Raw genomic sequence first — 22,827 nt, forward strand, 5'->3', positions numbered from 1 at the left:
CGGCACTAACGGGTTTTCGCTTCGACGAAGGGCGGCCGCACGACTTCGCACTCGGCGGCGCGCCCGCGGATGTCGACGGTGATTCGCTGCCCGTCCTCGACGCCGGCGTCGGCGTCGATCAGCGCCAGCCCGATGCCGACTTGCAGCGTCGGGGAGAAAGTCCCCGACGTGGTGACCCCCACCGGGGTCTCGCCGGCGAGCACCGTCAGGCCGGGACGCAGCACGCCGCGGCCGACCAGCCGCAGGCCGCGTAGCAGTCGTCGGGGCCCCGTCGCCTTCTCCGCCAGCAGCGCGTCGCGGCCGAAGAACGCGTCCTTCTTCCAGCCGATAGCCCAGCCGCATCGGGCCTGCAGCGGCGAAATGTCCAGCGCCAGTTCGTGCCCGTGCAGCGGGTAACCCATCTCGGTGCGCAGCGTGTCGCGGGCGCCCAGGCCGGCGGGCTCGCCGCCGGCGGCGCGGACCGCCGCCGCGAGCGCATCGAACACCACACCCGCGGATTCCCACGGCGGTAGCAGTTCGTAGCCGTGCTCTCCGGTGTATCCGGTCCGGCACACCCGCACCGGCACCCCCGAGTACGAGGCGTCGGCGTAGCCCATGTAATCCATGCCGGTCGGCAGGCCCAGCTCGCCCAGCACCTCCGCCGAGCGCGGGCCCTGCGCCGCCAGCACCGCGTAGGAACGATGCTCGTTGGTGATGGTCAGGCTCGCCGGGGCGGCCGCCCGCAGCGCCTCGACCACCGCCGCGGTGTTGGCCGCGTTGGGCACCAGAAAGATCTCGTCGTCGGCGACGTAGTAGGCGATCAAATCGTCGATGACGCCGCCGGATTCGGTGCAGCACAGAGTGTATTGAGCTTTGCCCGGCCCGACACGGCTCAGGTCGTTGGTGAGCGTCGAGTTGACGAATTCGGCGGCACCCGGCCCACGGATCAACGCCTTGCCCAGGTGGCTGACGTCGAACAGGCCGACCGCGTTTCGGGTGGCGTTGTGCTCGCTGACGGTGCCCGCGTAAGACACCGGCATCAGCCAGCCGCTGAACTCGGCGAAACTGGCCCCCAGGTCGCGGTGGCGGTCTTCCAACGGGCCGTGCTGTAGTTCATCGGTCACGACGGTTCACCCTAATCGCGGCTGCTGGCACACTTGGGTGGGTGGTCGATTCCCCGGACTTCGAAGCGCTTGAGGCCGCCGGAATCGCACGTCCGCGCGAGCGGGCCGACCTGATCAAGTACCTCGACGAACTCGGCTTCACCGTGGACGAAATGGTGGAGGCCGAACGGCGCGGGCGGCTGTTCGGGCTTGCCGGTGACGTCCTGCAATGGTCGGGCCGCCCGACCCACACGATGGCGACGGCCGCCGAGCAGCTCGGTTTGTCGCCCGAGGAAGTCACCCATGCGTGGGGTTTGCTGGGCCTGACCGTCGCCGGCCCGGACGTTCCGGCGCTGAGCCAGGCCGACGTCGACGCGCTGGCGACCTGGGTTGCCCTGAAGACGGTGGTCGGCGAGGACGGCGCCTTCGGGCTGCTGCGGGTGCTCGGCGCCGCGATGGCCCGGCTCGCGGAGGCCGAGTCGACCGCGATCCGGGCCGGAACACCGGACATCCAGATGACCTACACCAACGACGAGCTCGCCACGGCGCAGGCGTATCGGGCGGTCGCGGAGTTCGTCCCCCGGATTTCGGCGCTGATCGACGTCGTACACCGCCACCATCTGACCGGCGCCCGAACCCACTTCGAAGGCGTTCTTCGCGACGCCTCGGCAAGCGTGGTGTGCGGCATCGGTTTTGCGGATCTGTCCGGCTTCACGGTGCTCACCCGCGCGCTGACACCCGCGCAGCTTTCGGATCTGCTCAACGAGTTCGCCGGGACCGTCGCGGACGTGGTGCACCGCGACGGCGGCCGGGTGATCAAGTTCATCGGCGACGAGGTGATGTGGGTGAGCGCGTCGCCCGAACGCCTGGCCAGGGCGGCGGTCGATCTCGTCGACCACCCGCGGGCGCGCGAGGAGGGTCTGCAGGTCCGCGCCGGCCTTGCGTACGGCAGCGTCCTGGCGATCAACGGGGACTACTTCGGCAGCCCGGTCAACCTGGCGGCGCGCCTGGTCGGGGCCGCGGCCCCGTGCCAGATCCTGGCCGATTCGGCCCTGCGCGAGCAATTGCCGGACTGGCCGGCGACGGCGCGTGGACCCTTTGATCTCAAGGGTTTTGACGCGCCGGTCGTCGCCTTCGAGCTGCACGGTGGGGGCGCCGCCGAGCTCGGCGCGCGCTCCGGCGATTAGGGTAAATGCCTGTGAGCACCGAATTGAGCTATGCAAGCCCATCCGTCAACGTCGCCACATCGCTGCCGAAACGCGGGGCGGGCTCTTCGGTATTGATCGTGCCGGTCGTCTCGACCGGCGACGAGGACAGGCCGGGCGCGGCGGTTGCGCAGGGCGAGTCGCCGCTGGCCGCGGACGCGGTCGCCGAAATCGAATCCGGCCTGCGGGCACTCGATGCCACGGGTGGCTGTGAGCAGGTTCACCGCCTGGTGGTGCCGTCACTGCCCGTATCGAGCGTGCTGACGATCGGCCTGGGTAAACCGCGACCCGAGTGGCCGGCCGACACGGTCCGGCGCGCCGCGGGTGTGGCGGCGCGGTCGCTGGGCACCGCCGAGGCGGTGATCCTCACGCTGCCCGGCGACTTCAGCGCCGACGTGTGCTCGGCGGCCGTCGAAGGGCTCATCCTGGGCAGCTACCGGTTCAGCGAATTCCGCAGCGGCAAGACCGCGCCGAAAGACAAAGGGCTGCGCAAGATCACCGTGCTGTCCGCCTCCAAGGACGCCAAAGGGGCCAGCGCGCACGGCACTGCCGTGGCGACCGCGGTGGCCACCGCTCGCGACTTCGTCAACACGCCCCCAAGTCACCTCTTCCCCGCCGAATTCGCGCGGCGCGCAAGGGCTTTGGGTGAATCGGTCGGTCTCGAGGTGGAGGTGCTCGACGAGAAGGCGCTGCAGAAGGGCGGCTACGGCGGCGTGATCGGTGTCGGCCAGGGCTCGTCGCGGCCGCCGCGGCTGGTGCGGCTCAGCCACCGAGGTGCGAAGCTGGCCAAGAAGCCGAAGCAGGCGAAGAAGGTGGCGCTGGTCGGCAAGGGCATCACGTTCGACACCGGCGGCATCTCGATCAAGCCGGCCGCGTCGATGCACTACATGACCTCCGACATGGGCGGCGCGGCCGCGGTCATCGCCACTGTGGCGCTGGCCGCGCAGCTGCGGTTGCCGATCGACGTGATCGCCACCGTGCCGATGGCCGAGAACATGCCGTCGGGCACGGCGCAGCGTCCGGGCGACGTGCTGACGCAATACGGCGGCATCACGGTCGAGGTGCAGAACACCGACGCCGAGGGCCGGCTCATCCTGGCCGACGCGATCGTGCGGGCGTGCGAGGACAACCCGGACTACCTGATCGAGACGTCCACGTTGACCGGCGCGCAAACGGTGGCGCTGGGCGCCCGGATCCCCGGGGTGATGGGCAGCGACGAGTTCCGCGACCGGGTCGCCGCGATTTCGCAGCGGGTGGGCGAGAACGGTTGGCCGATGCCGCTGCCCGACGAACTCAAGGACGACCTGAAGTCGACGGTGGCCGACCTGTCCAACATCAGCGGCCAGCGCTACGCCGGCATGCTGGTGGCCGGGGTGTTCCTGCGCGAATTCGTCGCCGACGGCGTGGGTTGGGCGCATATCGATGTGGCCGGCCCGGCGTACAACACCGGCAGCCCGTGGGGCTACACGCCCAAGGGCGGCACGGGTGTGCCGACCCGCACCATGTTCGCGGTGCTCGAGGACATCGCCGAAAACGGCTAGCGCACGGCTGACGCGCCGGGCTGGGGGCACCGCCCGCTCGCGAACGTCACGCCAGCGTGGCGGTGGGCGTCGAGCGTCTCACTTCGTCAGCAGCGAGAAGACGGCCCGCTTCACCTGGCGGCGGGGCCAGCCGGTCGCGCCGTCGGCGGCCAACGCGGCGTTGGCCGCGTTGCGCCCACAGGCACCGTGCACGGACCCCCCCGGGGTCGCCGAGGCGCTGCCCAAATACAGCCCCTGCACCGGGGTTTCGGCCCGGCCCATGCCGGGCGCCGGGCGAAAGATCAGCATCTGCTGCAGTTGCGCGGTGCCGCCGTTGAGCGCCCCCATGTGCAGGTTGGCGTCGCTGGCCTCCAGGTCCGACGGCCGCTGCACGAATCGGTCGATGACCGCCGAACCGAAGCCCGGCGCGTGTTCCTCGATGACCCGGTCCATCCCTTCGGCGAGCCGGTCGGCCGACGCGTCGTCGGCGACATCACGCGGCAAATGCGTATAGGCCCAAACACTTTCGGTGCCGGCCGGAGATCTGCTCGCATCCGCGGTGGTGGTCTGCCCGAACAGCATGAACGGATGCTCGGGCACCACCCGGGTGTTCAGGTCGGCCATCCAACGGACCAGCCCGTCGCCGTCGGCCCCCAGATGGACGGTGCCGACGCCGTGCAGGTTCTTGGCCCGCCAGGGAACCGGCCCGCCAAGCGCGTAATTGACCTTCACCACCGGTGGGTCCCACATGAAGTGCTCGAGGTCGCGCAGCAGCTTGGGCGGCAGCGCATCCGCGGGCAGCATGTCGCGGAACAGGCGCGGTGCCGTCACGTCGGCGACGATCGCGCGCCGGGCCTGGACGGTGCGGCCCTCGGCGGTCGTCACGCCCACCGCGCGCCCGTCCCGCACGTGGATGCGAGAAACGTTCTGGTTGCATTCGATTCGCGCGCCCGCGGAGCGGGCACGGTTGACCAGGGCGGCCGTCAGCTGACCGGAACCCCCGACGGGCACGGGCCAGCCGCCGTCCTGGGCCAGCATCGTCATCAGGAACCCCATGGCGCCGCTGATGGGCGCGTCGGGCGGGACGTCGGCGTGCATCGCGTTGCCCAGCAACAACACTCGAGGCGCCTCGCCGGCGAACAGCTCGCTCGCCATGGTGTTGGCCGGCTGCACCAGCAGGCGGGCCACCCGAATCGCCTCGGCCGTGCCGAGTTTGGTGAGCAGTCGCAGCATTGGGCGCACGGGCGGGAAGGGCGCCAGCATGGCGTCGAGCAGCGGAGCCTTGATCCGCTGCCACAAGTCCACCAGTCGCCACCAGTTATCGCCGTCGGCGGGTTCTCGCCGTGCGAATTCCGTTGCGGTGCGGGCAGGGTCGCGGTAGACGACGGGCGGGTCGTCATCGGCGGAGCTGCGCGGATGCCCGACCACCGCCGGCGCGTGCGACCACCGCAGCCCGTGGTCTTCGAGCTGCAGCGCCGCCATCGCCGGTGAGGCCACCGTCATCGGGTAATAGGAGCTGAACAGGTCGGTGATGTAGCCCGGCGTCAACTCCGCGCTGCGGACCGCGCCGCCCGGTTCCGGCTGGGCTTCGAGCACCAGCACGTCCCATCCGGCGTCGGCCAGCATCGAGGCGGCAACCAGCCCGTGGTGTCCGGCCCCGATGACGACGGCGTCCGCGGTGTCCCGCACGATCACTTCACCTGGCTCGGCTCCTTGCGCTCCGCCAGAGCCCCCAGGCGCCACAGGCATTCCTTGTTGCGCGGGTAGGCCGCGGCCAACGCGAGAGAGTTCGGCACGGCCGCCATCGGGCCCTCGACGGGCACTTCGATCATCTCCACCCGGCACCCCGTCGGGGTCTCGTGCAGCAGCATCGTGATCCGCGCGGCGCCCAGCGGCCCCAGGCGGGCGCACAGCACCAGCTTGTGCGGGGGTTCGGACTCCTCGACCAGGGTCGCGTCGTTGATCACCAGCGGCCAGATCCCGATCGAGTGCCTGATCGAGGAGCCGGGCTCCGGCCAGTTCGGATCGACGGCCCGCATGCGGCTGTTGCCCACCACCCACTGGGTGTAGGTCCACCCCTGGGCCAGCACTTCCCACACCCGCTCGCAAGGCGCGGCCACGTCCCGCGTCGCACTCAGCACCACAACCAATTCCCCTTTCGGCTCCCGCGGCGGAATACCCACGTAGCGGGCGTCTTACCGGCCAAATTCGGGTTTACCCGGCCCCAACAGTGGTTAGTCTTGTAGCGGTCAAAATCCGGACGGCGAAAGGCGAGATCGTGACGGTGCGACGATTGATCCTGGGTGTGGGCGCGGTGCTTTTGCTGGCCGGTGTGATCGGGCTATTGGCGCCGGTGTCGATCTCCGACGGCAACGGCCATTCGATCGGGTGCGGGAACGCCGTCGCCACGGACCTGTCGGCGGCGAGGAGCGCGAACAACAACAGCGTGGCGAACATCCCGATCCTGAATCAGGTCGTTCCGCACACCGACTATGTGGCGCAGTGCCAGTCGTCGGTGGGCAGCCGGCGCATGTGGTCCATTCCGCTCGCGGTCATCGGGCTGCTCGCAGTTGGCGGGGTGTTGCTGACGGGCCGCCAGGGCGCGGCACGCACGGGCATCTAAACGGCGCCTCAGATCACGCGCATCCGCGCGAAGTTGCGCAGGCCTTGCGGCGCCAGGCGCGAAAGGCCATACAGCGCATAGGCTTCCGGCGCGACCGGTCGGATCGGCTTCTTCTTCTCGACCGACGACAGGATGGCGTTGGCGACCTTGTCGGGGCCGTAGTGCCGCAGCGCGAACATCTTCCCCAGCTGTCCGCGCCGGCCGTCGACCTGTTCGCCCTTTTTGGCGGGCGCGTCGAAGCGGGTGGTGTTGATGATATTGGTGTCGATGACGCCGGGGCAGATGGTGGTGAGCCCCACCCCGGCGGCGTCGAGTTCGGCGCGCAGGCAGTCGGAGAACATGTAGGTCGCCGCCTTCGACGTGCAGTAGGCGTTGAGCGACTGCAGCGGGGCGTAGGCGGCCATGGACGACACGTTGACGATGTAACCGCCGGTGCCACGCTCGACCAGCCGCCGCGCGAAGGAGCGGCACCCGTTGACCACGCCGCCCAGGTTGACGTCGAGCACCCGGTCGAACTGCTCGGCCGGGGTGTCCAAAAATCCACCGGCCTGCCCGATGCCCGCATTGTTGACGACGATGTCGGGCACGCCGTGCTCGGCGCTGACCCGCTCGGCGAACGCCTCCACGGCTCGGGCATCGGACACGTCCAGCACGTAGGCGTGCGCGACGCCGCCGCGGGTGGCGATCTCGGCGGCCGTGGCCTTCACGGCCGCTTCGTCGATGTCGCTGATGACCAGCTCGGCGCCCTCACGCGCGAACGCGAACGCCGTCTCGCGGCCGATTCCGCTGCCGGCGCCGGTGACCGACACCAGGGTGTCGCCGAAGGACCCGCGGGGACGCCCGACCTGCGCGCGCAGCAGCGCCCGGCTGGGCGGCTTGCCCTCGGCCAGATCGGCGAATTCGTGCACCGCCGCGGCCATCACCTGCGGGTGGGACATCGGCGAGAAGTGGCCGGCCTTGATGTCGCGCCGCCACAGCCGCGGCACGAAGCGTGGCGTGTGGTCGTAGCCGTACGGCCGCACATACTTGTCCTTGGTGTTGACGATCAACTGCACCGGCACGTCGACGACGTGGACGCCCTGCCCCCGACCGGAGAACGAGCGAAAGTAGTTGGCCGGATAGGTTTTCACCGAACGGGCGGCGTCGCGGGCCAGCTGGGGCGAGTGGTGGATCTGCTCGACCGGGATGTTGTCCACCGCGTTGCGCCGAAGCGCCGGGATCGACAGCGTCAGCCGGAGTAACAGCGGCGCGAGCACCGGGATCGAGAAGAAGATCAGGTAGGTCAGCCGCAACGCCTGGCTGATCGCCCTGACGAAGGTGCGCGGGCGCCAGGGGCGCCGCAGGCCGCTGAAGATGTAGTCGACCAGTTGGTCCTGGCTGGGGCCGGACACCGACGTGAAGGTGGCGACGCGGTCGTCGGCGCCCGGCCGCTTCAGGTAGTGCCATACGCCCACCGAGCCCCAGTCGTGGGCGAGCACGTGCACGGGCCGGCCGGGGCTCAGTTCGCCGGTCACCGCGGCGAAGTCGTCGGCGAACCGGTCCATGCTGTACGCCGACACCGGCTTGGGCGCCGAGGACGCACCGACGCCACGGTTGTCGTACCGAAGAATGCGGAACCGGTCGGCCAGCAGCGGCACCACGCCGTCCCACAGCACATGCGAGTCGGGGAAGCCGTGCACCAGCACGACGGTGGGCCCCTCGGGGTTGCCCTCTTCGTAGACGGCGATTCGCGCGCCGTCGGCGCTGTCGACGAAATGCTGAGCTAGCTGTTGTGTTGCCGGCATCTCCGACCTCCCCGCTTCGACTGCAGTGGCCACACCGTAGCAAGGGTGTTCGGGCCGTCCCGGCAACCGCGCGCGATCCGCCCTGGATGTGTTCCGGTGCGGACGCAGTGACAGGATAGTTTTGGATAGCTACTTTTCAACGGCTAGCGACATGTTCGACCCACCCCGACCCACGAGCGATCGAGGAGTCAAAAACGATGGCCTTCTCCGTCCAGATGCCGGCACTCGGTGAGAGCGTCACCGAAGGGACGGTCACCCGCTGGCTCAAGCAGGAAGGCGACACGGTCGAACTCGACGAGCCCCTCGTCGAGGTGTCGACCGACAAGGTCGACACCGAAATCCCGTCGCCCGCCGCTGGTGTGCTGACCAAGATCGTCGCCCAGGAGGACGACACCGTCGAGGTGGGCGGCGAACTCGCCGTGATCGGCGACTCGTCCGAGGGCGGCGGTTCGGCGGCGCCCCCGCAGGCTGCCCCGCAGGCACCCAGCCAGCCCGAGCCGCAGGCCGAATCCGCGCCGCAGGCCCAGCCGGAACCCGGGCCCGAGGCGCAGCCGGAGCCCAAGCCCGAGCCCGCCCCGCAGAGCTCCGGTGGCGGGGACGCGACCCCGGTGCTGATGCCCGAGCTCGGCGAGTCGGTGGCCGAGGGCACGGTGACGCGGTGGCTGAAGAAGGTCGGCGATTCCGTCCAGGTTGACGAGGCGCTGGTGGAGGTTTCGACGGACAAGGTGGACACCGAGATCCCGTCACCCGTGGCCGGCGTCCTGGTCAGCATCACCGCCGACGAGGACGCCACCGTGCCGGTCGGTGGCGAGCTGGCGCGCATCGGCAGCGGTTCGGAGGCCGCTTCCGCTCCCACGCCGCCGCCCGCTCCCAAACCGGAACCCAAGCCCGAGCCGGCCCCCGAACCGCCCAAGGCGGCCAAGCCCGAACCGCAGCCGGTTTCGCAGCCCGAGCCGGCGCCGAAAGCCCAACCGGCGCAGGCGCAACCGGAGCCCCAGCCCGGCGGCTCGAGTCCGAACGGCGCGCCGTACGTGACGCCGCTGGTGCGCAAGCTGGCCACCGAGCACAACATCGATCTGGCCGAGATCGCGGGAACCGGCGTCGGCGGCCGCATCCGCAAGCAAGACGTGCTCGCCGCGGCGGAAAAGAAACAACAGGCCCAGAAGGCGCCCGCACCGTCGCAGGCACCCACCGCCGCGCCGGCCGCGGACGGCAAGGCGGCGCCGGCGGCCGCCCCCACCCCGGCGCCGGCGCTGGCGCACCTGCGCGGCACCACGCAGAAGGCCAGCCGCATCCGTCAGCTCACCGCGAACAAGACGCGGGAATCCCTGCAGGCCACCGCCCAGCTCACCCAGACGCACGAGGTCGACATGACCAGGATCGTCGGGTTGCGGGCCCGGGCGAAGTCCGCGTTCGCCGAACGCGAGGGGGTGAACCTGACCTACCTGCCGTTCATCGCCAGGGCGGTGATCGACGCGTTGAAGATCCACCCCAACATCAACGCGAGCTACAACGAGCAGACCAAGGAGATCACCTACTACGACGCCGAGCATCTCGGGTTCGCCGTCGACACCGAACAGGGACTGCTCTCGCCCGTCATCCACAACGCCGGCGACCTCTCCCTGGCCGGACTGGCCCGGGCCATCGCCGACATCGCCGCGCGCGCCCGCTCGGGCGACCTCAAACCCGACGAGCTGTCCGGTGGGACCTTCACCATCACCAACATCGGCAGCCAGGGCGCGTTGTTCGACACCCCCATCCTGGTCCCGCCGCAGGCCGCCATGCTGGGCACCGGCGCCATCGTGAAGCGGCCCCGGGTGATCGTCGACGAATTCGGCAACGAGTCCATCGGCGTCCGCTCCGTCTGCTATCTCCCGCTCACCTATGACCATCGGCTCATCGACGGCGCTGATGCCGGACGCTTCCTCACCACGATCAAGAACCGCCTGGAAGAGGGAGCGTTCGAGGCCGACTTGGGTCTATAGGGGGCTGGCGAACCGTGGTCAAGAGCGTCATCGCCATAGCGGGTTCGTCCGGCTTGATCGGATCCGCTTTGACTGCGGCGCTGCGTGCGGCCGACCACCGGGTGTTGCGCATCGTGCGCCGGGCACCGTCGAATTCCGACGAATTGCACTGGAACCCCGAGAGCGGCGAAATCGACGTCGACGCGATCAGCGATGTCGACGCCGTCGTCAACCTGTGTGGTGTCAACGTCGGCCAGCGCCGCTGGTCGGGCTCCTTCAAGCAGGGCCTGCGGGACAGCCGCATCGCTCCCACCGAAGTCTTGGCGCATGCCGTGGCCGAGGCCGGGGTTGGCACCCTGGTCAATGCCAGCGCGGTGGGCTACTACGGGAACACCAAAGACCGCGTGGTCGACGAAAACGACCGGGCGGGAAAGGGTTTCCTCGCCCAGCTGTGCGAAGACTGGGAGGCCGCCACGCTGCCGGCCCAATACGGTGGCGCCCGGGTGGTGCTCGCCCGCACGGGGCTGGTGTTCGCCCCCGCGGGCGGCGCGTTGGGGCGCTTGCGGCCGTTGTTCCGGACGGGCCTCGGGGCCCGGCTTGGCAGCGGCCGTCAATACATGTCCTGGATCACGCTGGAAGACGAGGTGCGGGCGCTGCTGTTCGCGATCTCCAACACCGCGCTGTCCGGGCCGGTCAATATGACCGGGCCCGCGCCGGTCACCAACGCCGAATTCACCACCGCGTTCGGCCGGGCGCTCAACCGGCCGACGCCGTTGATGATGCCGGGTTTCGCGGTGCGGGCCGCGCTCGGCGAGTTCGCCGACGAGGGCGTGCTGATCGGCCAGCGGGCCATCCCGTCCGCGCTGGAGCGGGCCGGATTCCAGTTCCACCACAACACGATTGGCGAGGCACTCGGCTACGCCACCGCGCGGCGCGACCACGACTAGCGGGTACGGGCCAGTACGGCCGGTGAGTGTCACGCCAGCGTGGCTGTCGCCGCCGAACGTCACGCCAGCGTGACGCCGCATCGCGAGGTGCCTGCCCGGCGAGTACCGTCGCCAACGTGATGGATTCCATCCGGTCCAGCCGGGCCGCGATCGACGTCCGCCAGCTCGGAACCGTCGACTACCGCACCGCCTGGCAGCTGCAACGCGAGCTGGCCGACGCTCGGGTCGCCGGCGGACCCGACACGCTACTGCTGCTGGAGCACCCACCCGTCTACACCGCGGGGCGGCGCACGGAGGCGCACGAACGGCCGGTTGATGGCACCCCCGTCGTCGACACCGACCGCGGCGGCAAGATCACCTGGCACGGCCCGGGGCAACTGGTCGGCTATCCGATCATCGGCCTGGCCGAGCCGCTCGACGTGGTGAACTACGTCCGGCGCCTGGAGGAGGCGCTGATCAAGGTCTGCGGCGACCTGGGCCTGGAGGCCTGCCGGGTGCACGGCCGGTCCGGGGTGTGGGTGGCCGGCGACCGATCCGCCCAAGGCCGGCCCGACCGCAAGGTGGCCGCCATCGGCGTCCGGGTGTCGCGCGCGACCACCCTGCACGGGTTCGCGCTCAACTGCGACTGCAACCTCGGCGCGTTCGGCACGATCGTGCCGTGCGGCATCAGCGACGCCGGCGTGACGTCGTTGTCCGCCGAGCTGGGCCGTCCGGTGGTCGTCGACGACGTGCGTGCGGCCGTCGCCGCCACCGTCTGCGACGCCCTCGACGGCGCCCTGCCGGTCCGGGAACACCCGGGTACGCGCGTAGCATCGGCGATGTGACTGTCGCACCAAGGCCTGATGTCGCCGCTGGCGCGGCTCCGCCAGGCAGGCGACTGCTGCGCCTCGAGGTCCGCAACGCGCAAACCCCGATCGAACGCAAGCCGCCGTGGATCAAGGTCCGGGCCCGGATGGGGCCCGAATACACCCAATTGAAGGGCCTGGTCCGCCGCGAGGGGTTGCACACGGTCTGCGAAGAGGCCGGCTGCCCCAACATCTTCGAGTGCTGGGAGGACCGGGAAGCCACCTTCTTGATCGGTGGTGACCAATGCACCCGGCGCTGCGACTTCTGCCAGATCGACACCGGAAAGCCGGCCGCCCTGGACCGCGACGAGCCCAGTCGCGTCGCCGACAGCGTGCGGACCATGGGGCTGCGCTACGCCACCATCACCGGGGTGGCCCGCGACGACCTGCCCGACGGCGGGGCGTGGCTCTACGCCGAGACGGTGCGCGCCATCAAGGAACTCAACCCGTCGACCGGCGTCGAGCTGTTGATCCCCGACTTCAACGGCGAGCCCGCCCGGCTTGCCGAGGTGTTCGAACCCCGCCCGGAAGTGTTGGCGCACAACGTCGAAACCGTGCCGCGCATCTTCAAGCGGATCCGGCCCGCCTTCAGCTATCAGCGCAGCCTCGACGTCATCACCGCGGCGCGCGACGCCGGGCTGGTCACCAAGAGCAATCTCATACTCGGGCTGGGCGAAACCCCCGACGAGGTGCGCACCGCCCTGGCCGACCTGCGGGGCGCCGGCTGCGACATCGTCACCATCACCCAATACCTGCGTCCGTCGGCGCGGCACCACCCGGTCGAGCGCTGGGTGCATCCCGACGAGTTCGTCGAGTTCGCCCGGCACGCCGAGGCGCTGGGCTTCGCCGGGGTCCTGGCCGGGCCGCTGGTGCGGTCGTCCTACCGGGCGGGCCGGCTCTACGAGCAGGCCGCACGCACCCGCACCTGAAGGTGCCGCGGCGCGGTGGCCAGCGGCGCCGGTACGTATTCTTTGACTATGGCTAAACCCCGCACCGCCGCTCAGAACAAGGCCGCCCGGGCGCAGGCGCAGGCCGCGCGCAAGGCCGCCGCGAAGGAGCGGCGCGCCCAGCTGTTGCAGGCGTTCAACCTGCAGCGCCGCGAGGACAAGCGGCTGCTGCCCTACATGATCGGCGCCTTCGTGCTGATCGTCGCCGTCTCCGTGGCGGTCGGTGTGTGGGCCGGCGGGCTGACAATGATCACCTTGATCCCGCTGGGTGTGGTGCTGGGCGGGCTGGTCGCCTTCATCATCTTCGGCCGCCGCGCCCAGAAGAGCGTCTACAGCAAGGCCGAGGGCCAAACCGGCGCGGCCGCATGGGCTTTGGACAACCTGCGCGGCAAGTGGCGGGTGACGCCGGGGGTGGCCGCGACCGGCCACCTCGACGCGGTGCACCGGGTCATCGGCCGGCCCGGGGTCATCTTGGTCGGCGAAGGGTCGTCGGGCCGGGTCCGGCCGCTGCTGGCCCAGGAGAAGAAGCGCACCGCGCGGCTGATCGGCGACGTGCCGATCTACGACATCATCGTCGGCAACGCCGACGACGAGGTTCCGCTGTCCAAGCTGGAGCGCCACCTCAACCGCCTGCCGGCCAACATCACCGCCAAGCAGATGGACACGCTGGAATCCCGGTTGGCCGCGCTGGGAACGCGGGCCGGCGCCGCCGTCCTGCCGAAGGGGCCGCTGCCCAACGCCGGCAAGATGCGCGGTGTGCAGCGCACCGTGCGCCGGAAGTAACGCGGCGATCGCAAGCGCGGCGAAGCCGGCCGCTGCGGGTCGCCGCCATCGGGCTTCGCGGTTACCGCCGCCGAATCACGGCCGTCCCGGTCACGCGATCCTGCAAGCCACGCCCGTCGGCGTCGGTGAACAAGGCGGGAAGCACGATTCCGACGAGTACGGCACGCACCACCGCACGGCCGAGGCCGACCACGGGACGCCCGTCCAGCGCCGCCACGCCGATGCCCGCGCACAACTGACCCGGCGTCATACCGAACAGCCGCACCGCCACGATGCCCATCCCAAGCCACGTCGCATACTGTGCCTCGTGCAACCGGTTCGGCGGGACCAGACCGCTGCGCACGGCCAGAAACGCAATTCCCAACGCGATCAGCCAGTCGATCATCAGTGCGCCCAGCCGGCGCCCCATCGGGGCCAGGGACCCCGGTCCGGTTTCCGGCAGGCCCAGCCTTTCGCCGGGGTATGCGGATCGCGATTCCGGCATCATCGGCCGAAACCGGCGTTCGGCTCCCTGACCTGCACGGCTCGGGACCCAGAGCGAACGCTGCGCTTGCGCGCCGGACCAGATACGATCTTGCGATCCATGGCCCCACAATAGAACCCGCCGCCGACGCCGCCTCTTTTGTGGATGACATGGGTCGCGTAACGTGCGCGCAACACGGGGTTGACTGGCGGGAAACATCTGCTCCATAGCGTCAGGCCGCGGATCTCACCAAGTAAAGGAGCATTTCTGTGACGGAAACGACGCCCGACGACGTCTTCAAACTCGTCAAGGACGAGAACGTCGAGTTTGTCGACGTCCGGTTCTGTGACCTGCCAGGCATCATGCAGCACTTCACGATTCCGGTTTCGTTCTTCGATGAGAGCGTCTTCGAGGACGGCCTGGCCTTCGACGGCTCGTCGATTCGCGGATTCCAGTCCATCCACGAATCCGACATGCTGCTCCTGCCCGACCCCGCGACGGCGCAGATCGACCTGTTCACGGAACACAAGACGCTGAACCTGAACTTCTTCGTGCACGACCCGTTCACCCTCGAGCCGTACTCGCGCGACCCGCGCAACATCGCTCGCAAGGCGGAGAACTACCTGATCAGCACCGGCGTCGCCGACACCGCCTACTTCGGCGCCGAGGCCGAGTTCTACATCTTCGACTCGGTGAGCTTCGACTCGCGCACCAACGGGTCCTTCTACGAGGTCGACGCGATCTCGGGGTGGTGGAACACCGGCGAGCCGACGGAGAACGACGGCAGCCCCAACCGCGGCTACAAGGTCCGCCCGAAAGGTGGGTACTTCCCGGTGGCTCCCGTCGACCACTACGTCGACCTGCGCGCCGACATGCTGTCGAACCTCATCAAGGCCGGCTTCAGCCTGGAGAAGGGGCACCACGAGGTGGGCAGCGGCGGGCAGGCCGAGATCAACTACAAGTTCAACACCCTGCTGCACGCGGCCGACGACATGCAGCTCTACAAGTACATCGTCAAGAACACGGCCTGGCAGGCCGGCAAGACCGTCACGTTCATGCCCAAGCCGCTGTTCGGTGACAACGGCTCCGGCATGCACACCCACCAGTCGCTGTGGAAGGACGGCAGCCCGCTGATGTACGACGAGACCGGCTATGCCGGGCTGTCGGACACCGCGCGGCACTACATCGGCGGCCTGCTGCACCACGCCCCGTCGCTGCTGGCCTTCACCAACCCGACCGTCAACTCCTACAAGCGACTGGTTCCCGGTTACGAGGCGCCGATCAACCTGGTCTACAGCCAGCGCAACCGCTCGGCCTGTGTCCGCATCCCGATCACCGGCAGCAACCCCAAGGCCAAGCGGCTCGAGTTCCGTTGCCCCGACTCGTCGGGCAACCCGTACCTGGCGTTCTCGGCCATGCTGATGGCCGGGCTCGACGGCATCAAGAACAAGATCGAGCCGCAGGCCCCGGTCGACAAGGACCTGTACGAACTGCCGCCGGAGGAGGCCGCCAACATCCCGCAGGCGCCCACACAGCTGTCCGCGGTGATCGACCGGCTGGAAGAGGACCACGAATACCTCACGGAGGGCGGCGTTTTCACGCCCGACCTGATCGAGACGTGGATCAGCTTCAAGCGCGAGAACGAGATCCTGCCGGTGCAGATCCGGCCGCACCCGTACGAGTTCGCGCTCTACTACGACGTCTAAGTCGGCAGTAGCTCCGAGAAGAGTCCACCCGCTCCGCGATCCGTGCATCGATTGCCGAGCGGGTGGGCTCTCTCTTTCCATGGCCCGGGGTCGGGTATGTGGCGAAAAGTTCAGATTTAAAGTCTTGCGGCGGCAACGAATACGGCGTTAGCTTCTGGGCCATGACTATCAGCACCGCACAGGTAATGGTTGGGCGCGGCAGCGGCCGCATCGGTGGCGGAGCCGGCGGAGGCTTCGTGGGTGGCGGTGCCGGCGGAGGCTTCGTGGGTGGCGGTGCCGGCGGGGGCCGTTAACCGATCACACGATCGGGCCGGGCGGCTCGCCGGGGTCGGCTGTGCCGCCCAGGTCGAGCTGCATCCACGCGACGTCGTGCCAGCGGCCGTGCTTCCATTCGACGCGCCGATACAGGCCGGCGTCCTGGAACCCGAATGATCGGTGAAAACCGTTGCTGGCCTCGTTCGGTTGGGTGATGCCGGCGAAGGCTCTCCGGTAGCCGCGCTCCGTGAGCCGACGCAGCAGTCGCGTGTAGAGCTGTCGACCGCCGCCGGTGCGGTGATGGTCGCGGTCGACGTAGATTCCGGTCTCGACCGACCATTGGAAGCTGGGCAGGCGCAGCAGCGCGTGTCCGTAAGCGAAGCCGATGGCCCGAGCGTCGCGTTCGAGGACGAGCCAGTCGTGGGCGTCGCGGATGCGGGTGGCCATCTCCCCCACGCTCGGAACCTCGATCTCCCAACTGATCGTCGTGTCCTCGACATACGGGCGGTAGATCGCAACGCACGCCACGGCATCCGCTGCGGACGCCGGACGCACCCGGCCGATGTTCGCTGGCATGTCCGGCATTCTTTCAGGCTTGCAACGGCTTACCACGGGCCGCCCGAACGCGATCGGACCCGCGAGACATAAACCACGGCGGGCTTTTACGGGGCGTATCTTCGCCATAGGTTATGTGTCGTGGCCGAAAGAGGCCGAAAGTGCCAAGGAGGCGAGACCTAGCCGTCAAGCACCAGATCCTTGCGGAAGCGCTGCATGCCGTCGATCTTGTCGGTCAACGACGCGTCCGGACCGGCGTAGAACATCCACGGCATGGTGATGATGCCCGTGATGCCGGCGTCGGCGGCGCGTTGGTAGTCGGCGATGGTGAAGGCGTCGGTCAGCGGCGTCAGGATGGTGAAATCATCCATGGACAAACCGTTTTCGGCCCGCAATTCGCGCAGGCGGCCCACGGCCTCGATGGCGCGTTCGGTCTTGATCAGATCGCCGATCCAGCCGTCGTTGCGGGCGGCGCGGCGCAGCGCGATGTCGCTGAGCCCGCCGACGTACACCGGTATCGGCGGCGGCGTCGGCTCCATTTCCAGTCGCGGTGTGCGGTAGAACGTGCCCTCGAATTCCGTCCAGCCCGGCCGCCACAGCGCGCGCATCAGGTCGATGATCTCGTCGGTCCGTTTTCCGCGGGCCTCGAACCGCTCGCCCATCAACGCGAATTCCTCGCGGCACCAGCCGACACCGATGCCGAGCTCCACCCGGCCCGACGCCAGAACCGCCGCGGTGCCAATGGCTTTGGCGGCCGAATAGGGGTTGCGCATGGCCGGGATGTAGACGGTGGTGACGAACCGCAGGCGCGTGGTGACCTGGGCCAGCGCGCCGACGAGGACCCACGGGTCGGGCCAGTCGGTGAACGGCTGCCAGCGCCGTTCCCCGTCCTTGGTGTACGGGTACGGGGTGTCGAGGGTCTCCAGGTTGACGACGTGATCGGGAATCCCGATGCCGTCGTAGCCGAGTTCGTCGGCCGCCTTGGCGAGCTGAATGATCTCGCGGGTGTTCAGGAAGGCGCTGCTGATGTAGAACTTCATTCGGCTTCCCGGGCCCACGCCGGCTCGATGAAGACGCCCTCTGCCTCGACCGTGACCCCCGCCGCGTCCGAAATCGTGCTGCGCGCAAAGACTTTGCGGCCCTCCTTGCCGTCGACCCAAGCCTCGCAACGAAGCGGCCCGAGCGGGGTGCCGCGCAGGTACTTCACGGTGATGGTTCCGGTGAAGCGCGCCTTGGACAGCCCCTCGCTGGCCGCCTCGCCGAGCATGTGGTCGAGCACCAGGGCGCTGACGCCGCCGTGCACCAGTTTGGGTGGACCCTCGTAGGCCGAGCCGAGGACGAACTCGCTCCAGCAGCGACCACCGCCGTCGTGGTGGACGACGATCGGCGGCGCGATCGGGTTGCACACGCCGATCGCGGCGTTGCCCAGCGGCAGCGGTCGGCCGTTGACGCGGTAACTCACCCCGACCGGCCGGGTCCGTTGCCGCAGCGACTCGGTGACGGCCTCGATCGCGGACCGCGCCCGGGCGACGACGTCGTCGTCGACCTCGGTGCGGATGGTCGCGTCGACTAGTTCGCGCACGGCGTCGGCCAACGGGGCGTAGAGCGCAGTCACTCGTTCAGCCTCCGCCGCGTCGAGCACCTCGAATATGGCGTCCAACGCGCCGGCCTCCTGACTCAACTGCCAAACACCTTCCGTACCACGGCTTTTGCCCGCCGCGTCACCCGCAGATAGTTGTCCAAGAACTCCCCGCCGTCGTCGGTCGGCCAGCCCGCGGCCACCGCGACCGCGTTGAGCTGGCGTCCCGGCCCCGGCAGCTGATCGGTCGGCTTTCCGCGGACCAGCACCAGCGCGTTGCGGGCCCGGGTGGCGGTCAACCACGCCTGCCGCAGCAGATCCACCTCTTCGGCGGGCACCAGGCCGGCCGCGGCGATAGCGTCCAAGCACTCCAGCGTCGAGGTGTTGTGCAGGGCGGGAATCTCGTGCGCGTGCCGCAGCTGCATCAGCTGCACGGTCCATTCGATGTCGGCCAGTCCCCCCCGGCCCAGCTTGGTGTGCGTGTTGGGGTCGGCGCCGCGCGGCAGCCGTTCGGACTCGACGCGGGCCTTGATGCGGCGGATCTCCCGCACCGCCTCCGCGGACACCCCGTCGGGCGGATAGCGCGTCTGGTCGGCAATCAATAAGAACCGCTCGCCCAGGTCCCTGTCGCCGGCCACGGCGTGCGCCCGCAGCAGGGCCTGAATCTCCCACGGCTGCGCCCACTGCTGGTAGTAGGCGGCGTAGGAACCCAGCGTGCGCACCAGCGGGCCCTGACGGCCCTCGGGCCGCAGGTTGGCGTCGACCTCCAGCGGCGGGTCGACGCTGGGCGTGCCCAGCAGCGTGCGCACCTGCTCGGCCACCGTCGTCGACCACCGGATCGCCACCGAGTCCTCGACGCCTGCGGCCGCCTCGCACACGAACATCACGTCGGCATCGGACCCGTAGCCCAGCTCCATGCCGCCCAGCCGGCCCATGCCGATCACCGCGATAACCGCGGGTGCCTTGCCGTCCTTGGGGAGGTTGGCACGCATGATCGCGTCGAGCGCGGCCTGCAGCACGGCCACCCACACCGAGGTCAGCCCCCGGCACACGTCGGTGACCTCGAGGAAGCCGAGCAGATCGGCCGAGCCGATGCGGGCCAGTTCGCGGCGGCGCAGCGTGCGGGCGGCCGCGATCGCGCGCGCCGCGTCGGGGTGGCGGCTGGCCGAGGCGATCAGTGCCCGGGCCACCGAGACGGGGTCCGTCTCGAGCAGCTTGGGGCCGGCCGCACCGTCGCTGTAGTCCTCGATCACCCGGGGCGCGCGCATCAGCAGGTCCGGCACATACGCGGAGGTGCCCAGCACGTGCATCAGCCGCTTGGCCACCGCGGGCTTGTCGCGCAGCGTGGACAGATACCAGGTCTCCGCGGCCAGCGCCTCGGACAGGCGGCGGTAGGCCAACAGCCCGCCGTCGGGATCGGGGGCGTACGACATCCAGTTCAGCAGCCTGGGCAACAGCACCGACTGCACGCGGCCACGCCGGCCGCTCTGATTGACCAGCGCCGACATGTGTTTCAGCGCGGTCTGCGGCCCCTCGTAGCCGAGCGCGGCGAGCTGGCGTTCGGCGGCCTCCGCCGTCATGCCGTGCCCGATCTCCAGGCCGGCCGGGCCGATCGACTCCAGCAGCGGTTGGTAGAAGAGCTTGGCGTGCAGCTGCGACACCCGCAGGTTCTGGTGCCGCAGCTCCTCGCGCAGCACGCCGGCGGCGTCGTGCCGTCCGTCGGGCCGGATGTGCGCGGCGCGGGCCAGCCAGCGCACGGCCTCCTCGTCCTCGGCCTCGGGCAACAGGTGGGTGCGTTTGAGCCGCTGAAGCTGGAGCCGGTGCTCGAGGAGCCGCAGGAATTCGTAGGAAGCGGTCAGGTTCGCCGAGTCCTCGCGTCCGATGTAGCCCCCCTGGCCCAACGCGTCGAGCGCGTCCACCGTGGACGCGACGTGCAGCGAATCGTCGCTGCGGCCGTGCACCAACTGGAGCAGCTGCACCGCGAACTCCACGTCGCGCAGCCCACCGCTGCCGAGTTTGATCTCGCGGCCGCGCACGTCGGCAGGCACCAGCTGCTCGACCCGGCGGCGCATGGCCTGCACCTCGGCGACGAAGTCCTCGCGCTCGCAGGCGACCCACACCATCGGCGTCAACGCGGTCAGGTAGCGCTCGGCGAGCTCCTGATCACCCACGGCCCCGCGGGCTTTCAGCAACGCCTGGAATTCCCAGGTCTTCGCCCAGCGCTGGTAATAGGCGACGTGCGATTCGACGGTGCGGACCAGCTCGCCGCTGCGGCCTTCCGGCCGCAGCCCGGCATCGACCTGGAAGAAGGCCTCCGAGGCGACCCGCATCATCTCGCCGGCCAGCCGGGTGGTGAGCGCGTCGGCGCGTTCACCGACGAAAATGACGTCGACGTCGCTGACGTAGTTCAGTTCGCGGGCACCGCATTTGCCCATCGCGATGACGGCCAGCCGTGGTGGCGTGCGGTCGCCGCACACGCTGGCCTCGGCCGCCCGCAGCGCGGCGGCCAGCGCCGCGTCCGCCAAGTCCGACAGCTGGGAACCCACCACGGTGAACGGCAGCACCGGCTCGTCCTCCACCGTCGCGGCCAGATCCAGCGCGGCGAGCACCAGCAGCTGGTCGCGGTACAAGGTCTGCAGGCGTGGCACGATCGAACCCGGCGCGTCGGACGCTCGGTCGACACACTCGACGAACACCGCACGCAGCTCGTCGTGCGTGGGCAGTTTGGCCTTGCCCCGCAGCAGTTTCCACGACTCGGGATGCGCGGCCAGGTGATCCCCGAGGGCCAACGACGCGCCGAGCACCGCGAACAGCCGCCCGCGCAAGGGCCGTTCGGTGAGCAGCGCGGCGTTCAGCTCGTCCCAGTCGGTGTCGGGGTGCTCCGCCAGCCGGATCAGGGCGCGCAGCGCGGCGTCGGGATCGGGCGCGCGCGACAGCGACCACAACAGGTCGACGTGGGCTTGGTCGTCGTGGTCGTACCAACCCAGCTGCGCCAGGCGATCGCCCGCGCGAGGATCGACCAGACCAAGGCGGCCCACGCTGGGCAACCGGGGGCGCTGCGTCGCGGGTTTGGTCACGCCACGACGGTATCGCAACCCCCTGCGCTGCAGGGGTGGTAAGGCGGCCGCCCCGCTGAGCGACGCGGGCTACAGCGACAGGTAGGTGCTCAGCTCGTACTGCGTCACATGGCTGCGGTAGTTCGCCCACTCCGTGCGCTTGTTCCGCAGGAAGAAGTCAAAAACGTGCTCCCCCAAGGTTTCTGCGACCAACTCCGAGGACTCCATGGCGCGCAGCGCGCTGTCCAGGCTGCTCGGCAGCTCGCGGTAGCCCATCGCGATCCGCTCCTCGGGCGTCAGGTCCCACACGTTGTCCTCGGCCTGCGGCCCCAGCACGTAGCCCTTCTCCACCCCACGCAGCCCGGCGGCCAGCAACACGGCGAACGTCAGGTACGGGTTGCAGGCCGAATCAGGGCTGCGCACCTCGATGCGCCGCGACGACGTCTTGTGCGGGGTGTACATCGGCACCCGCACCAGCGCCGACCGGTTGGCCGCACCCCACGACGCCGCGGTCGGCGCCTCACCGCCCTGCACCAGGCGCTTGTAGGAGTTGACCCACTGATTGGTGACCGCGCTGATCTCGGAGGCGTGCTCCAAGATGCCGGCGATGAAGGACTTGCCCACATCGGACAGCTGCAGCGGGTCGTCGGGGCTGTGGAACGCGTTGACGTCACCCTCGAACAGGCTCATGTGGGTGTGCATCGCCGAGCCGGGGTGTTGCCCGAACGGCTTGGGCATGAACGACGCCCGGGCGCCGTTCTCGATCGCGACCTCCTTGATGACGTAGCGGAACGTCATCACGTTGTCGGCCATCGACAGCGCGTCGGCGAAACGCAGGTCGATCTCCTGCTGGCCGGGCGCGCCCTCGTGGTGGCTGAACTCCACCGAGATGCCCATGAATTCCAGCGACTCGATCGCGTGGCGGCGGAAGTTGGAGGCGGAGTCGTGCACCGCTTGGTCGAAGTAGCCGGCGTTGTCGACCGGGACGGGCACCGACCCGTCGTCCGGGCCCGGCTTGAGCAGGAAGAACTCGATCTCGGGGTGGACGTAGCAGGAGAACCCCAGGTCGTTGGCCTTCTGCAGCTGGCGGCGCAGCACGTGCCGCGGGTCCGCCCACGACGGCGAGCCGTCGGGCATGGTGATGTCGCAGAACATCCGCGCCGAGTGGTGGTGGCCGCCGGAGGCCCAGGGCAGCACCTGGAAGGTCGACGGGTCCGGGTTGGCCACGGTGTCGGATTCCGAGACCCGCGAGAAGCCCTCGATCGAGGATCCGTCGAAGCCGATGCCCTCTTCGAAGGCGCCTTCGAGTTCGGCTGGGGCGATGGCGACCGACTTGAGGAAACCGAGCACATCGGTGAACCACAGCCGAACAAAGCGGATATCCCGTTCCTCCAGGGTGCGGAGGACGAATTCCTTCTGGCGATCCATAACCGAAACAGTAGGCAACAGCTGTTAATTCTGTGTTACCGAGCCGCTACCGGTGTGCGCTGACCAGGCACTACCGGGAGACACG

Annotated in this window: 19 protein-coding genes; 9 read left to right on the top strand and 10 right to left on the bottom strand. The window is 69.4% G+C overall.

Annotated features, from left to right (window positions below):
- Positions 1-5 precede the first annotated feature (5 nt).
- Positions 6-1,103, bottom strand: coding sequence for a glycine cleavage system aminomethyltransferase GcvT (gene gcvT / locus A5678_RS18790; RefSeq protein ID WP_068045073.1), 1,098 nt, complete (start codon positions 1,101-1,103; stop codon positions 6-8).
- Between the two features lie 41 nt (positions 1,104-1,144).
- Here gcvT and A5678_RS18795 point away from each other — a divergent pair, with 41 nt between their 5' ends.
- Both A5678_RS18795 and A5678_RS18800 read left to right on the top strand, forming a co-directional pair.
- On the top strand, positions 1,145-2,269 hold the full coding sequence (locus A5678_RS18795) for an adenylate/guanylate cyclase domain-containing protein (RefSeq protein ID WP_068045074.1): 1,125 nt from the start codon (positions 1,145-1,147) through the stop codon (positions 2,267-2,269).
- Positions 2,270-2,280: 11 nt separating this feature from the next.
- Complete coding sequence (locus A5678_RS18800; RefSeq protein ID WP_156746987.1) at positions 2,281-3,828, top strand: leucyl aminopeptidase; 1,548 nt, start codon at positions 2,281-2,283, stop codon at positions 3,826-3,828.
- 78 nt (positions 3,829-3,906) lie between these two features.
- Here A5678_RS18800 and A5678_RS18805 read toward each other — a convergent pair whose 3' ends face one another.
- Both A5678_RS18805 and A5678_RS18810 read right to left on the bottom strand, forming a co-directional pair.
- Positions 3,907-5,502, bottom strand: a complete 1,596-nt coding sequence (locus A5678_RS18805; protein ID WP_068045078.1) for an NAD(P)/FAD-dependent oxidoreductase — start codon at positions 5,500-5,502, stop codon at positions 3,907-3,909.
- Positions 5,499-5,948: an SRPBCC family protein gene (locus A5678_RS18810; RefSeq protein WP_068045143.1), complete on the bottom strand. Its 450-nt coding sequence runs from the start codon at positions 5,946-5,948 to the stop codon at positions 5,499-5,501. Before A5678_RS18810 ends, A5678_RS18805 begins: the two co-directional genes overlap by 4 nt.
- A gap of 137 nt (positions 5,949-6,085) precedes the next feature.
- Here A5678_RS18810 and A5678_RS18815 point away from each other — a divergent pair, with 137 nt between their 5' ends.
- Entirely contained in the window at positions 6,086-6,430 is a 345-nt protein-coding gene (locus A5678_RS18815) for an aminopeptidase (protein WP_068045079.1), read from the top strand.
- Between the two features lie 8 nt (positions 6,431-6,438).
- Here the strand turns inward: A5678_RS18815 and A5678_RS18820 are convergent, their stop codons facing one another.
- Positions 6,439-8,214, bottom strand: coding sequence for an SDR family oxidoreductase (locus A5678_RS18820; protein ID WP_068045081.1), 1,776 nt, complete (start codon positions 8,212-8,214; stop codon positions 6,439-6,441).
- Positions 8,215-8,411: 197 nt separating this feature from the next.
- On the opposite strand from A5678_RS18820, the gene sucB reads away from it, so the two are divergent.
- The 5 genes from sucB to A5678_RS18845 all read left to right on the top strand — a co-directional run bounded on the left by sucB (position 8,412) and on the right by A5678_RS18845 (position 13,700).
- Positions 8,412-10,199 (top strand): 2-oxoglutarate dehydrogenase, E2 component, dihydrolipoamide succinyltransferase, encoded by a 1,788-nt coding sequence (sucB, locus tag A5678_RS18825; RefSeq protein WP_068045083.1) that lies wholly within the window; start codon positions 8,412-8,414, stop codon positions 10,197-10,199.
- Positions 10,200-10,213: 14 nt separating this feature from the next.
- Positions 10,214-11,125, top strand: a complete 912-nt coding sequence (locus tag A5678_RS18830; protein WP_068045085.1) for a TIGR01777 family oxidoreductase — start codon at positions 10,214-10,216, stop codon at positions 11,123-11,125.
- 116 nt (positions 11,126-11,241) lie between these two features.
- The gene (lipB, locus tag A5678_RS18835) at positions 11,242-11,949 is read left to right on the top strand and encodes a lipoyl(octanoyl) transferase LipB (RefSeq protein ID WP_156746988.1); all 708 of its coding nucleotides are present in this window, start codon (positions 11,242-11,244) and stop codon (positions 11,947-11,949) included.
- Positions 11,946-12,899 (top strand): lipoyl synthase, encoded by a 954-nt coding sequence (lipA, locus tag A5678_RS18840; protein WP_068045089.1) that lies wholly within the window; start codon positions 11,946-11,948, stop codon positions 12,897-12,899. Before lipB ends, lipA begins: the two co-directional genes overlap by 4 nt.
- A gap of 48 nt (positions 12,900-12,947) precedes the next feature.
- Positions 12,948-13,700, top strand: coding sequence for a DUF4191 domain-containing protein (locus A5678_RS18845; RefSeq protein ID WP_068045091.1), 753 nt, complete (start codon positions 12,948-12,950; stop codon positions 13,698-13,700).
- A gap of 61 nt (positions 13,701-13,761) precedes the next feature.
- On the opposite strand, the gene A5678_RS18850 is transcribed toward A5678_RS18845, so the two are convergent.
- On the bottom strand, positions 13,762-14,187 hold the full coding sequence (locus A5678_RS18850) for an RDD family protein (RefSeq protein ID WP_068045093.1): 426 nt from the start codon (positions 14,185-14,187) through the stop codon (positions 13,762-13,764).
- A 245-nt stretch (positions 14,188-14,432) separates the two neighbouring features.
- Here A5678_RS18850 and glnA point away from each other — a divergent pair, with 245 nt between their 5' ends.
- Positions 14,433-15,869 carry a type I glutamate--ammonia ligase gene (gene glnA / locus A5678_RS18855; protein ID WP_068045094.1) on the top strand — a complete coding sequence of 479 codons (1,437 nt, stop codon included), beginning with the start codon at positions 14,433-14,435 and terminating at the stop codon, positions 15,867-15,869.
- Positions 15,870-16,166: 297 nt separating this feature from the next.
- Here the strand turns inward: glnA and A5678_RS18860 are convergent, their stop codons facing one another.
- From A5678_RS18860 to A5678_RS18880, 5 genes are all read right to left on the bottom strand, one after another.
- Positions 16,167-16,700: a GNAT family N-acetyltransferase gene (locus A5678_RS18860; RefSeq protein WP_068045144.1), complete on the bottom strand. Its 534-nt coding sequence runs from the start codon at positions 16,698-16,700 to the stop codon at positions 16,167-16,169.
- Between the two features lie 158 nt (positions 16,701-16,858).
- The gene (locus A5678_RS18865; RefSeq protein ID WP_068045097.1) at positions 16,859-17,719 is read right to left on the bottom strand and encodes a TIGR03619 family F420-dependent LLM class oxidoreductase; all 861 of its coding nucleotides are present in this window, start codon (positions 17,717-17,719) and stop codon (positions 16,859-16,861) included.
- Complete coding sequence (locus A5678_RS18870) at positions 17,716-18,360, bottom strand: PaaI family thioesterase (RefSeq protein WP_068045099.1); 645 nt, start codon at positions 18,358-18,360, stop codon at positions 17,716-17,718. The genes A5678_RS18865 and A5678_RS18870 overlap by 4 nt, the downstream gene beginning before the upstream one ends.
- Positions 18,357-21,335: a bifunctional [glutamine synthetase] adenylyltransferase/[glutamine synthetase]-adenylyl-L-tyrosine phosphorylase gene (locus tag A5678_RS18875; protein WP_068045101.1), complete on the bottom strand. Its 2,979-nt coding sequence runs from the start codon at positions 21,333-21,335 to the stop codon at positions 18,357-18,359. Before A5678_RS18875 ends, A5678_RS18870 begins: the two co-directional genes overlap by 4 nt.
- A 69-nt stretch (positions 21,336-21,404) precedes the next feature.
- A complete protein-coding gene (locus A5678_RS18880) occupies positions 21,405-22,742 on the bottom strand; it encodes a glutamine synthetase family protein (RefSeq protein ID WP_068045103.1) in 1,338 nt (445 codons plus the stop codon).
- Positions 22,743-22,827 lie beyond the last annotated feature (85 nt).

This window comes from Mycobacterium sp. E2733 (assembly GCF_001667585.1).
In the GTDB taxonomy this organism is placed as follows: Bacteria; Actinomycetota; Actinomycetes; order Mycobacteriales; family Mycobacteriaceae; genus Mycobacterium.

Bases quoted from the DNA above. Each gene is read 5' to 3' on its own strand.
- A5678_RS18820 (WP_068045081.1), bottom strand. From the start codon at position 8,214: ATGCCGGCAACACAACAGCTAGCTCAGCATTTCGTCGACAGCGCCGAC.
- sucB (WP_068045083.1), top strand. From the start codon at position 8,412: ATGGCCTTCTCCGTCCAGATGCCGGCACTCGGTGAGAGCGTCACCGAA.
- A5678_RS18845 (WP_068045091.1), top strand. From the start codon at position 12,948: ATGGCTAAACCCCGCACCGCCGCTCAGAACAAGGCCGCCCGGGCGCAG.
- A5678_RS18850 (WP_068045093.1), bottom strand. From the start codon at position 14,187: ATGATGCCGGAATCGCGATCCGCATACCCCGGCGAAAGGCTGGGCCTG.
- A5678_RS18860 (WP_068045144.1), bottom strand. From the start codon at position 16,700: ATGCCAGCGAACATCGGCCGGGTGCGTCCGGCGTCCGCAGCGGATGCC.
- A5678_RS18865 (WP_068045097.1), bottom strand. From the start codon at position 17,719: ATGAAGTTCTACATCAGCAGCGCCTTCCTGAACACCCGCGAGATCATT.
- A5678_RS18880 (WP_068045103.1), bottom strand. From the start codon at position 22,742: ATGGATCGCCAGAAGGAATTCGTCCTCCGCACCCTGGAGGAACGGGAT.